The organism is Pedobacter agri (assembly GCF_032678665.1).
Taxonomy (GTDB): Bacteria; Bacteroidota; Bacteroidia; order Sphingobacteriales; family Sphingobacteriaceae; genus Pedobacter; species Pedobacter agri_A.
Genome location: NZ_JAVTSH010000005.1, coordinates 339,150 through 351,646, shown reverse-complemented (window position 1 = coordinate 351,646; position 12,497 = coordinate 339,150). Strand labels below are relative to the sequence as shown.

Genomic DNA, 12,497 nt, shown 5'->3' with positions numbered 1-12,497 from the left:
AAATTTTTATGCAACTTTGTATTTTAAAAACAGCATTACCAGCAGATACCCAATTAACAAGCTTTTTCCCAAATGATCAATATTAAAAAAACATCCTTCCTTATTCGTATTCAAGCCTGGCTGGCAGCTAAAAAACTACACATCATCATCTGGTTGATTTTTATGTTATACGAATCTATCATCATAGGTTTGTTCAGTGGTCAGTTTGGAAAACTTATCAATTACATTCTCTTTTATTCGCTAAACATCACCATGTTTTATGTTCACACGCACCTTATCTTAGAGATGGGCTTAAGGCATAAAAGACACATCTGGTGGAAATTACCTATCCTGCTGGCTTTGGAATTATTGGCTTACCTGATAATCTATATCGGCTTTGATTATCTGATTACTGAGATATTGAAATATTCGCGTCCAAGAAAAATTGGAATGAATATGCAATACATTCTCGGCCCTGTTTATCGAGCCATCTATTTTATGTTTTTCTCAACAGGCTATTATTTCCTTTTAAAATTTTTGAGTGAAAAGAAAAAAACAGAAGAACTTGAACGGCAGCGTTTAAATAACATGATTCAGATTGCCAAATCGGAAAATGCATTTTTAAAAGCACAGATACAACCACACTTGTTATTTAACACACTCGACTTTATCTACCAAAATGCCCGCGACCAATCTCCCATCGCTGCAGAAACGATACTTTCACTTTCTGAAATGATGAGGTATTCAGTAGATAGCAATAAGGATAAAGATTATATTTCGCTCGAAGAAGAGATAAATCAGGTAGAAAATCTGATTAATTTACATCAGCTCCGTAAAAACCATCGATTGCAAATTCGGTTTTGGTACGATGATGAGATTAAAAAAATAGAAATTATCCCATTAATTTTAATTACGCTGGTAGAGAATATATTTAAACATGGAAATTTACTTTCCCATTCCAACCCAGCCGAAATTAAGCTGTATTTAGAAAATAATAAATTAATTATAGAAACTTCCAATAAAATTGTTGAGGCAAAGGAAAAAACAGGACTAAACTCCGGTATAAAAAATATTACCAGGAGGTTAGCTTATGCCTACGGGGAGCGCTCGACATTTGAAAATTACATCACCGACGATAACTATTTTAAGGTAAAAGTTACCATAAGCAAATAGTTAAAGCTAACTTTTAGAAATCACAGCTACAAATAACTAATTCATCAACTACAAACAAACACTACAAATTGTAGTTGAGCTGTAAAAAATTCTCGTCAGGAAAATTTTTCTTTTTTTTTAGCCGCTTTAGTTGTAATTTGCATGATCTAAAACACGTAAAATGTCAATAAATTGCATCGCAATAGACGATGATCCCCATTCTTTAGAAAATTTAGTTGCTTACATGGAAAAGTTGCCAGAGTTAAATCTTGTGCAAACTTTTACCGAACCATTGCAAGCTTTGGCAGAAATTTCGGTCGCAAATCCTGTTGATATTATCTTCATTGATGTAGAAATGCCTGCCCTTTCTGGGATTGAGCTTGCAGGATTACTAAGACAAAAAGCGAAGCACTTAATTTTTACTACTGCTCATCCAAGATATGCACTTGATGCCTTTAAAGTTGATGCAGATGCTTACCTGTTAAAACCATATTCTATATTACATTTCGCAAAAACCATAAACAACCTTTACCCGGCTGGGCCTAACGAACAGCAACCATTTTCAATTTTTGATAATCATTTTTTCTATCTACCACTCCAAAATGATAAAAATGAATTGGCCCGGATTGACATCAATGAGTTGATCGCCGTAGAGGATCATCAGGAAGATGTTCGGTTTATTACCACAAAAAATGCCTTTACTACAGCAAAAATAAACTTCGCGAAGATGATTAAGATGCTTAAAAAGCATCCTGGATTTATTCAGATTAGTGCGGCCAGTGTCATATCTAAACAGCATATTAAAAGTGTTTTAGGAAATCAGGTCTTATTATCTGGTGAAGTTTCTTACGCAGTAGCAGATAGCCACAAAACACTTTTTGCCACTTTCATTCATGATAACCTGCTGAAAGGGAGATCTTAAAACCAACACTATTTTTACTGTTAAAGTAATTTTAATTCATTTCTGGTTCTCACCAAAACATTCTTCGTATTACTTTGTATTAGCATTAGTTTATTTTTTATTTATTGATTCACCATTTTGAAAAGAATATTAGTTGTAGATGATGACCCCGATATTTTGGAGGTTTTTCAGATGGCACTAGAAACTGAGCGTTACCGAGTATACCCTTTATTATCACCGAGATTTATTTTCAAAACCATAAAAGAATTTAGTCCAGATTTAATCATTTTAGACATTATGTTGAATGGTATGGATGGAAGAGCTGTTTTCAGGGAATTGAAATTGAATCCTGAAACTGAAAATATTCCGATTATCATGGCATCTGCCCGATATGATGAAAATTATATTATCTCGCAAAGGTTAAACCCAGACGATTATCTGGAAAAACCTTTTAATATTACAGATTTACTACAAAAAGTAAATAAACTAACAGCCAATTAAAAACAAAGAATATGAAATTAAGATTACTAACGCCAATAATATTGCTTTGCGCAGCAATATCTATAAAAGCAAGCGCACAAAGCAGCCGCCCCGATAAACTTTATTCCATGAGTGGAATTGGTTTTGCATTTCCTATGGGAGAAACATCCGACTATTTTCAACCAAAATTCTCCACCTCTCTAGGTGTAAACCTGGCCGTTGGAAATGGTGGTTTCTTCGTTTACCCGAAAGTGAGTTTACATGCTTTCACGTTTAATCAGCAAATTGCTGATGCGGGCTACAGCTACACTATTCAGAAAGGAAGATCAACTACCTATTTGTTAAACATAGCTTTAGGATATAGAAAAATTGTAGATAAATGGGCATTTTACGGCTTTGCAGGCGCCGGTGGCGGTTTCATCTTAACGCCTCAGGCGGGTGTAAATGCAAGTACTTTACAAGTAAACATGGATAACAAAACAAACAGCTTAGGTATTGCTGAAGGCGGGGGCGGTATTGAATATAACATTGGAGGTGCAAACTTGTTTATCGAAGCCAGCTACATGTATGGCTTTGGCAAAATCCAAAACCGTGTATTTAATACGGTGCCAATTAGCGTTGGTATTAAGCCAAACCTAAGTAAGTTGCTAAGTAAGCTTTAAAATTTTTTATACTTGATAACAAGCGATTACGTTATAACGTAGTCGCTTTTTTTTTATCAAAATTTTCCGGAAAGGATTTCACTAAAAAAACCATCATAAATTAGCGAAGCATTATTTTTATTACTAACTATTTTAGTATAGATTTGTAATTGTAAAATTTATCAATGTTATACGCAGTTGTAGATATCGAAACCACAGGAGGGCATGCCTCAGCAAATGGAATTACTGAAGTTGCCATCAATATTCATGATGAAAATAAGGTGGTTGAATCATTTACCACATTAATAAATCCCGGCCAGTCCATTCCTGTTTATATTACAGCGTTAACCGGAATAGATGATGCTATGCTGGTAGATGCGCCCACCTTTGCAGATGTAGCATTACAAATTTACCAGTTGCTACATGATAAGATTTTTGTTGCACACAATGTAAACTTTGATTATTCATTTTTAAAACATCACCTATCTGCAGCAGGCTACGAGCTAAATTGCCGGAAACTCTGCACCGTTAGAATGAGCAGAAAAATTATCCCTGGGAAAGCATCATATAGCCTCGGAAAGTTATGCAGTGTGTTACAAATTCCTATCCAAAACCGTCACCGGGCCGCAGGCGATGCTGATGCAACAAGTATTTTGTTTAATATGTTACTGGAAGCAGATCATGAGGGCATCATTGCTGAAATGCTGAAGAAAACTTCAAAGGAGCAGGTTTTACCACCGCATTTAGATCGTGCTTCGATATTAAGATTGCCAGATCAGCCGGGGGTTTATTATTTTAAAGATAATAAGGGTAAAATTGTTTATGTTGGCAAGGCTAAAAACCTAAAAAAAAGGGTAATAAGCCATTTTACAGGCAATAAACCAAACAAGCAAAGGCAGGATTTTTTACGCACCATTTATAACGTCGATCATGTGGTGTGCGGCACTGAGTTAATGGCCTTGATTTTAGAAGCAAACGAGATTAAGAGACTTTGGCCAGAAAATAACAGGGCAATGAAGCGGTACGAACATAAATATGATTTATACGTGTTCGAAGATCAAAATGGCTACATGCGTCTGGCGATTGATAAGCATAAAAAAAACAACAAATCTTTGCAAAGTTTTAACAGCTTACTGGAAGGCTATAATTTTTTAAACCACCTCATCGAAAAATATCAGCTTTGCGCAAAATTATGCTATCTGCAAAAAACTGCTACAAAATGTAAGGCTCATGATAACGGACAGTGTTTTGGCGCCTGTAGCAGCATTGAAACAGTAGCCGTTTATAATAAAAGACTAAGCAATGCTTTAGATGATATTCAAAGCTTACAACCCAGCTTCGCATTAGTTGATGATGGTCGCGAGGAGGAAGAATTAAGTTGTTTAGTTGTTGAAAACGGAAAATTTTATGGAATGGGTTATTTCAAGGATAAAGCTTATCTCGAAGATGGCTTAGCCCCTATCAAAAACGATTTATCCATCTATCAGTCGAATAGCTACATTGTTAATTTAATCCTGACGCATGCTGAACAGTTTCCCCAAAAATTGTATAAATTGTAAATGAGATTGAACTGCCAACCAGTTGCAGTTAAGTTAAACCTTCTATGTTTTAATAAACCATGGAAAATCTAAAACTTATAATCAAAATTGATGTAAGTTTGCCTATTAAAAGTTACTCAACTGTTATGATGTTGAGGTATTACATTAAAACCAGTATTTATGATAACCCCTGATTCTTTTAGAGCACTTGCCTTATCTTTCGAAGAGGTAGTTGAAACACCAAATGCAAATAAAAATTCATTCAAAGTAGATGATAAAATTTTCATCACCATTGACAATGCTAACCTGAAAGCTGTTTTTAGGTTATCGCCAAAAGATCAAAGCAAGTTTTCTGATTTAGATCCATCTGCAATTTACCCGGCACAAGCAGGCTGGGGCAAACAAGGTTGGACTATTTTTGAACTAAATTTTATTGAATCAGAGGTATTGGAAAATGCGCTTAGGTTATCATATTGTACGGTAGCTCCGGAAGAGTTGGCAAAAAAATATAAAAAGAAAACCAGCAAAAAATAAGTCTGTTAATCCTATTTGCGTACATGTTTTTGCCAGTCTATTTTGCCTAAAACATTTATATATTTAAATTAAAAATCGGAATATGATTAAGTCACTTTGGGTAAACCTCCCTGTAAAAAACGTAAAAAATTCTAAAGATTTTTTCACTAAAATTGGATTTCAACTGAATTTAAAACATGGCGTACGTGACGACTCGGCTTGTTTTATGGTTGGCGACGACAACTTTATCATCATGTTTTTTGAAAAGCCACTCTTCGAGGATTTTGTAGCAACGTCAGTTGCCGATAGCCGCTCAGGAAGCGAAGTTTTATTTTCTTTTGATGCTGAAAGTGCGGAAGAAGTTGATGATTTGGCAAGAAAGGTAGTTGAAGCCGGCGGAACGTTATATGCAGAACCAGGTTATAAAGATGGCTGGATGTACGGCTGTGGTTTTATTGATTTAGATGGACAGCGCTGGAATATCCTTTATATGGATTTGGGCAAAATGCCACTTGGGTAAACGAAATTTTAAATGCATATGAATACAAAGCCATTAATTATTGAAAACGTTTATGATGTAAGCGTTGAGAAAGTATGGGAGGCACTTACTCAAAATGAGCAATTGAAGAAATGGTATTTTCAGCTAGATGAATTCAAACCAAAAATTGGATTCAAATTCGATTTTATTGGAGGAGCCGATGAAGGACCAAAATATTTGCATTTCTGTGAAATTATCCAAATTGTAGATTATCAGGAAGTTACCTATACCTGGAAATATGACAACTACCCCGGAAATTCAACCGTTAAATGGGAAATTTTTCCTGCTGGTAATGGAACAAGGGTACAGTTAACCCATACTGGAATCGAAAGTTTTGAAGAGAACGGAAAAGATTTTACCAGAGAAAGTTTTAAAGGCGGCTGGACTTATTTCCTCCATGAGGCGTTGAAAAAATTTCTTGAGTCAGACAATTAAAAATACAAAGGTCGTTATAAAACGACCTTTGTATTTTTGGGAAAAGATATGAATGGAGTTTGTTTACACATGTGACATCTTTAATAGTTCCACAACCGTTTTATCGGTTTTGAAAGTTATTTCATTGATGTCCAAATCTCGTATGGCTACCCAACGAAAAGCCTGAAGAATTTCGCCTTCGGCATCAAAATCAAATATTTTTGTTTTAAATGCCACTTTCAGCGGAGCTAGCTCGCGAACAATATAGTATACGCTAATCACCTGACTGTCGTTAAAAGAGGATTTTTCAAAAAAATCGGTGGTATAAAAATGTGATAGAACCTCAATCTCAGCGTTGCATTCTTCCATAAATTCCCGCTTTAAACCATCAATTAAACCTTCCCCAAACTCTAATCCGCCACCCGGAAATTTGCTAAAACGGAAACCATACTCCTCTTCATCACTCACCAACACTTCCTGGTTTGCGTTAATGAGTAAACCGTAAACACGCACATTAAAATAACTCATTCTCGAAATGTTTTTTGTTTTTAATCACTATTTCCGGGGTCCAAACAATTTCCTTTTTAAAGGCTTCTGCCCTAACCGGGCACTCACTCATATGGCAATAGTGGCAACATTTTGGTAAGCAAGGATCAGCATGAATAAACAATTCGGCTTTTCGGAAGCCATTTTTGTTAATAAGCTCATCTATTTGTGAAATTTCGCGATGCACCTGGTTCAAATCGAAATAGTAAGGAAGAGTAACATGGCAATCAATGTGAAATTCGGGGCCGTATTGCTGCGTACGTAGGTTGTGCACATCAATCCAAGGGTTGTGCCTATTGTTCTGTAGTACTTCTACCACCTCCTCTACCAAAGTAAAGTCACTTTCATCCATCAGGCCACCAACAGAACCACGTGTAAGTTGATAGCCGGAATAAATAATATAAAACCCAACCAAAACAGATAATAAGCTATCTAACCAAATAATATTTGTCAGTTGAATCAAGATCAGGCCAACAACAATGGCAACGCTGGTATACGTATCTGTCAACAAATGTTTTCCATCGGCCTGCAGGGTTACAGAATGTTCCTCTTTACCAATTTTGATCAGGTACATGCCAACGACTAAATTAATCAATCCCGTGATACCAATAATTATCGTTCCTTCGAGCAACTGACCCACTGCGTGTGGATATATAAGGTTGTATGAAGATTTAAATATGATGATGACGCCAGCCAAAAGGATTAATATTCCCTCTACAAATGCCGAAAAAAACTCTACTTTTCCATGTCCGTAAGGATGATTCTCATCTCGAGGCTGGGTACTTAAATAGATACTATAAAAGGCAAAAGCACCAGCTATAACATTCACAATACTTTCGGCAGCATCGGTTAATATTGCATTTGATCCGGTAATAAAATAGGCAACAAACTTGGCTAACATCAATACAATGCTGACAACCAGGGAAATTACAATAGCTTTTTTCTTTACCGTCACGGGATGTTTTTTTACAAAAATACGCTTATGGAATAAATTAAATGAGAAAAACTATCGGTTTTTTAGTGCAGAATAATATTTGGTTTATATATTTGCGCTCAAAGTTATTAACCATGAGCACCTTATCTAAAAGAATCAATAGTCTATCAGAATCCGCGACCCTAAAAATGACCAAATTAGGCCGCGAATTAGCATCTAAAGGTATTAATATTATCAGTTTAAGCGTTGGCGAACCTGATTTTAATACTCCCGAACATGTTAAGGATGCAGCTAAAAAAGCATTAGACGACAATTACACACGTTATTCACCAGTTCCGGGCTACCCTGATTTACGCCAGGCAATTGTTAATAAGCTAAAAACTGAGAACAACCTCGATTACGATGTTTCTCAAATTGTGGTCTCAACGGGCGCAAAACAATCGTTATCAAATGTAATTTTAACATTAATTGATCCTGACGACGAAGTAATTATCCCTACACCTTATTGGGTTTCCTATTCGGAAATGGTTGTTTTGGCTGAAGGTAAATCAGTTTTCATTGATACTGATATTGAAAGTAATTTCAAAATTACCCCAGCACAATTAGAGGCCGCAATTACGCCTAAATCGAAATTGTTTATGTTCTCTTCGCCATGTAATCCAACCGGTTCGGTTTACAGCAAAGAAGAATTGGCAGCATTGGTTAAGGCTTTCGAAAAGCATCCAAACATCTATATTTTATCCGATGAGATTTATGAACATATTAATTTTGTTGACCAACATGAATCTATAGCACAATTTGATAGCATTAAAGACCGTGTGATTATCGTAAATGGTTTCTCTAAAGCCTTTGCAATGACCGGATGGAGATTAGGTTACATTGCAGCAAATAAAGAAATTGCGGCAGCTAATGATAAATTACAAGGTCAAACCACTTCAGGTACATGCTCAATAGCCCAACGTGCCGGTATTGTCGCCTATGAGCAAGGTTTGGAAAGCGTTTTAAAAATGAAAGAAGCATTTCTACGCCGCCGTGAATTAGTTTATAATTTATTAAATGAAATTCCAGGTGTTAAAACAAACCTTCCTGATGGCGCATTTTACTTCTTCCCTGAAATCAGTTCATTCTTTGGTAAAAAAGATGCTGATGGAAATGTAATTAAAGATTCTTCAGATTTGGCACTTTACTTATTAAACGTTGGCCATGTAGCAACTGTTGGTGGCGACTCTTTCGGAAACAACAATTACATCCGCTTATCTTATGCTGCTTCTGACGAGAGTTTGGTTGAAGCTTTAAGAAGAATTAAAGAAGCGCTGGGAAAGTTAGCTTAATATAAATTCGCAGCAATAAAAAATCCTCGTCAGTTTAATAATGGCGAGGATTTTTTTATTTATTTTTTTTGGAAATGTAAGCCAGTTTTTCATTGGAGGTCACAGTCCTTCTTTCCGCTTTAAGTCCTCGCCCAATGAAAAATTGGGCTTGCGGGCTTACCGCTTCAATAAGGTTTAATGTTTACAGTTAGCTGAAACACCTACTAACTTCTTATCGCCTCAACAGGATCTAACCGAGATGCCGAAAATGCTGGCCAGAAGCCAGAGATGGTACCGATCACAATTGAAATCCAGATGCCTAGCAAGATGTTATTCAATCCTAAAATGATATAAAACCCGCTCAAGGCACCAATTAATAACGAAACGAGGTATACCAACAGCAGGCCGAGCAAGCCCCCCAAAATACATAAGGATATGGATTCGAAAATAAACTGCAGCAGAATGAAGTAGTTTTTGGCACCAAGTGATTTCTGAATACCGATAATATTAGTTCTTTCTTTTACCGAAACGAACATGATGTTAGCAATACTAAAACCGCCAACTAAAATTGAGAATCCACCAATAATCCAGCCTGCCCAGTTCACCATAGTAAACATCGAATCGAGCTGATTGGAAATAATTGTTGTTTTGTTCAGTGCAAAATCTTCTTCCTGCCCTGGCCTAATACGATGAATAGACCTCATTAAACCTTTCAATTCACTTTCCACTTCTTCCAACGAAACATTATCATTGCCACGAACGGTAATCTGAGGGCCATAGCGTTCATTTTGAATATCCAGCACACTCTTCGCGAAGTTGATTGGAACGTTTACATTTTTATCAAGGGAAGTTCCGAGCATGTCTTCTCCTTCTTTTTTGAAAACACCAATTACGGTTAATCTCCGTCCTAAAACCTGAACTTGTTTACCTATCGGATCATCGCCGTCAAATAAACCATCGGCAATATCAGCACCCATTAACAATACAGGTGCACCATTATTGCTTTCTGTTTCAGTGAAATATCTTCCTGCCTGCAATTCGAAATTCCAGGTTTTATCAAAATCGTGTGATGCCGCAGAAACATTTATTCCCTCTACTGAATTGCTTCGGTATTTAATTGTTCTGTCGCTGGTAGAAATCTCAAAAGTAATACCCTGAGCGTTCTCCATGCGCTCTCTTAAAGCTGCAAAATCTCTTAACGAAGGCTGTGGGCGATTCATATACTTCCACCATGGATAATTATCGCCAAAACTCCATGGCCATTTTTGAACGTATATGGTATTCGATCCCAGCTTGTCAACACTCGACTGGAGTTTGCCCCGAAAAGTATCAACCGCTGAAAAAACAGCAATGATGGTAAAAATACCTATTGTAATCGCCAGAAGCGATAACATTGTGCGCATTTTGTTTTGGCGCAATGCATCAAAAGCAAAACGAAAACTCTCACCTATTAGCCTAAAAATTATCATAATTACAGGTTAGATGCAAAGCGCTTAAAAAGGTTACAAGTCATTTTCAAAACTAATTATTTTTATATCTATATATTGGTAAGCAATCATTTTTTCTATTAAAAACTGATTAAAACATAATATACCTCAAAAGCGTTTGATAAAATACGAAAAAGAAAAATTAAATTCGTATTTTTGCACCTCAAAAAATTCATCAAGAATGAAATTATCACAATTCAAATTTAACTTACCAGAGTCATTAGTAGCTAACAATCCAGCCGAACAACGCGACGAAGCACGTTTAATGGTTTTACATAAAGACAGTGGTAAAATTGAGCATAAAATTTTTAAAGACGTACTAGGCTATTTCGATGACAAAGACGTAATGATATTAAACAACACTAAGGTTTTTCCAGCCCGTTTATACGGTAACAAAGAAAAAACTGGTGCTACCATCGAAGTTTTCTTGCTTCGTGAATTGAATAAAGAATTACGTTTATGGGATGTTTTGGTAGATCCAGCACGTAAAATCCGTGTTGGCAACAAGTTATATTTTGGCGATGACGATTTGTTAGTTGCTGAAGTTGTAGATAACACCACTTCACGCGGGCGTACCATTCGTTTCTTATTCGAAGGTACTGATGAAGAATTTAGAAGAAACGTGGAGATTTTAGGTGAAACTCCACTTCCAAAATATATTAAACGTAAGGCAACTGCTGAAGACAAAGAGCGTTATCAAACTATTTTTGCCAAACATGAAGGTGCCGTTGCTGCTCCAACCGCTGGTTTGCACTTCAGTCGTGAGTTAATGAAACGCCTTGAACTTAAAGGTGTAGAATTTGCTGAAGTAACATTACATGTTGGTTTAGGAACTTTCAGAACTGTTGAAGTGGAAGATTTAACCAAACATAAAATGGATTCTGAGCAGTTTATCATTGAGCAGAAGGACGCTAATATCGTGAACAAAGCAATAGAAGAAAAAAGAAGAATTTGTGCTGTTGGTACCACTTCAATGCGCTCAATTGAATCGGCTGTTTCTGCTAACAGAACATTAAAAGCTGCTAACGATTGGACAAGTAAATTCATCTTCCCTCCTTACGATTTCAGCATCGCAAATTCAATGATCACCAACTTTCATACACCAGAATCTACTTTACTGATGATGGTTAGTGCATTTGGCGGTTACGAAAATGTAATGAATGCCTATGAGGTTGCGGTTAAAGAAAAATATAAGTTCTATAGCTATGGCGATGCCATGCTGATTATATAGATATTAGTATATGGTATTTAGTATTTAGACGAATTATCTAAATACTAAATACTATTATCTAAATACTTCAAATGAAATACTACGCTATAATTGTAGCAGGCGGTTCTGGAAATCGGATGCAGACGGAAACCCCAAAACAATTTTTGTTGCTCAATAACCTTCCGGTTTTGATGCACACCATCAAAGCTTTTGCCCAAAGCGATGCTCAGCCTAAAATTTTATTGGTTATCAATACAGAACAGCAAGGGTATTGGAGAAGACTTTGTGAGGAGTTTAATTTTCGAATCCCTCATGAGATTATTGATGGTGGGTCTGAACGTTTCCATTCAGTTAAAAATGCTATTGATTTTATTAAAGAAGATTCTGTCGTAGCGATCCATGATGCCGTTCGTCCATTGGTTTCCAAACAATTGATTGATAACTGCTTTAACCAGGCACAGTTGAAAGGCAACGTAATCGCTGCAGTTCAATCTAGCGATAGCGTGCGGATGCTGGTAGACAATAAAAGCGCTGCTTTAAAGCGTGATGAGATTTACCTGGTACAAACGCCACAAACCTTTGATGTTAGTATTTTAAGAGCAGCATACACACAGGATTTCACTACCTTTTTTACGGATGATGCCAGCGTTGTTGAGGCTATAGGTTATGAAATAAATATCGTAGAAGGCGAAAGAAACAACATCAAAATTACCTACCCTATTGATTTGGAATTAGCCGAATTGTTATTGAAAAGATAAAAGAAAAGCTGCTTCATAACAATGAAACAGCTTTTCTAATTCATCCGTTTTATAAGATTGCCTTCTGAAAATTGATGAATGTTCGCTTAATATATT

Annotated in this window: 14 protein-coding genes; 11 read left to right on the top strand and 3 right to left on the bottom strand. The window is 36.3% G+C overall.

Annotated elements, in window-relative coordinates; translation table 11 throughout:
* Positions 1-72 precede the first annotated feature (72 nt).
* From R2Q70_RS12770 to R2Q70_RS12735, 8 genes are all read left to right on the top strand, one after another.
* The gene (locus R2Q70_RS12770; RefSeq protein ID WP_316807958.1) at positions 73-1,152 is read left to right on the top strand and encodes a sensor histidine kinase; all 1,080 of its coding nucleotides are present in this window, start codon (positions 73-75) and stop codon (positions 1,150-1,152) included.
* 160 nt (positions 1,153-1,312) lie between these two features.
* Positions 1,313-2,053, top strand: coding sequence for a LytR/AlgR family response regulator transcription factor (locus R2Q70_RS12765; RefSeq protein ID WP_316807957.1), 741 nt, complete (start codon positions 1,313-1,315; stop codon positions 2,051-2,053).
* A gap of 117 nt (positions 2,054-2,170) precedes the next feature.
* Positions 2,171-2,533 carry a PleD family two-component system response regulator gene (locus R2Q70_RS12760; RefSeq protein ID WP_316807956.1) on the top strand — a complete coding sequence of 121 codons (363 nt, stop codon included), beginning with the start codon at positions 2,171-2,173 and terminating at the stop codon, positions 2,531-2,533.
* An 11-nt stretch (positions 2,534-2,544) separates the two neighbouring features.
* Positions 2,545-3,174 (top strand): autotransporter outer membrane beta-barrel domain-containing protein, encoded by a 630-nt coding sequence (locus tag R2Q70_RS12755; protein ID WP_316807955.1) that lies wholly within the window; start codon positions 2,545-2,547, stop codon positions 3,172-3,174.
* Positions 3,175-3,338: 164 nt separating this feature from the next.
* Complete coding sequence (locus R2Q70_RS12750) at positions 3,339-4,712, top strand: exonuclease domain-containing protein (RefSeq protein WP_316807954.1); 1,374 nt, start codon at positions 3,339-3,341, stop codon at positions 4,710-4,712.
* Positions 4,713-4,871: 159 nt separating this feature from the next.
* On the top strand, positions 4,872-5,225 hold the full coding sequence (locus R2Q70_RS12745) for an MmcQ/YjbR family DNA-binding protein (RefSeq protein ID WP_316807953.1): 354 nt from the start codon (positions 4,872-4,874) through the stop codon (positions 5,223-5,225).
* An 82-nt stretch (positions 5,226-5,307) separates the two neighbouring features.
* Entirely contained in the window at positions 5,308-5,724 is a 417-nt protein-coding gene (locus R2Q70_RS12740; RefSeq protein WP_316807952.1) for an extradiol dioxygenase, read from the top strand.
* 18 nt (positions 5,725-5,742) lie between these two features.
* Positions 5,743-6,177 (top strand): SRPBCC domain-containing protein, encoded by a 435-nt coding sequence (locus R2Q70_RS12735; protein WP_316807951.1) that lies wholly within the window; start codon positions 5,743-5,745, stop codon positions 6,175-6,177.
* A gap of 63 nt (positions 6,178-6,240) precedes the next feature.
* On the opposite strand, the gene R2Q70_RS12730 is transcribed toward R2Q70_RS12735, so the two are convergent.
* Positions 6,241-6,684, bottom strand: a complete 444-nt coding sequence (locus R2Q70_RS12730) for an NUDIX domain-containing protein (RefSeq protein ID WP_316807950.1) — start codon at positions 6,682-6,684, stop codon at positions 6,241-6,243.
* The gene (locus R2Q70_RS12725) at positions 6,671-7,657 is read right to left on the bottom strand and encodes a cation diffusion facilitator family transporter (protein WP_316807949.1); all 987 of its coding nucleotides are present in this window, start codon (positions 7,655-7,657) and stop codon (positions 6,671-6,673) included. Before R2Q70_RS12725 ends, R2Q70_RS12730 begins: the two co-directional genes overlap by 14 nt.
* A gap of 113 nt (positions 7,658-7,770) precedes the next feature.
* On the opposite strand from R2Q70_RS12725, the gene R2Q70_RS12720 reads away from it, so the two are divergent.
* Positions 7,771-8,967: a pyridoxal phosphate-dependent aminotransferase gene (locus tag R2Q70_RS12720; RefSeq protein WP_316807948.1), complete on the top strand. Its 1,197-nt coding sequence runs from the start codon at positions 7,771-7,773 to the stop codon at positions 8,965-8,967.
* A gap of 203 nt (positions 8,968-9,170) precedes the next feature.
* Here the strand turns inward: R2Q70_RS12720 and R2Q70_RS12715 are convergent, their stop codons facing one another.
* On the bottom strand, positions 9,171-10,415 hold the full coding sequence (locus R2Q70_RS12715; RefSeq protein ID WP_316807947.1) for an ABC transporter permease: 1,245 nt from the start codon (positions 10,413-10,415) through the stop codon (positions 9,171-9,173).
* 199 nt (positions 10,416-10,614) lie between these two features.
* On the opposite strand from R2Q70_RS12715, the gene queA reads away from it, so the two are divergent.
* On the top strand, positions 10,615-11,664 hold the full coding sequence (queA, locus tag R2Q70_RS12710; protein WP_116168510.1) for a tRNA preQ1(34) S-adenosylmethionine ribosyltransferase-isomerase QueA: 1,050 nt from the start codon (positions 10,615-10,617) through the stop codon (positions 11,662-11,664).
* A 71-nt stretch (positions 11,665-11,735) separates the two neighbouring features.
* Entirely contained in the window at positions 11,736-12,401 is a 666-nt protein-coding gene (locus R2Q70_RS12705) for a 2-C-methyl-D-erythritol 4-phosphate cytidylyltransferase (protein WP_316807946.1), read from the top strand.
* Positions 12,402-12,497: the final 96 nt, after the last annotated feature.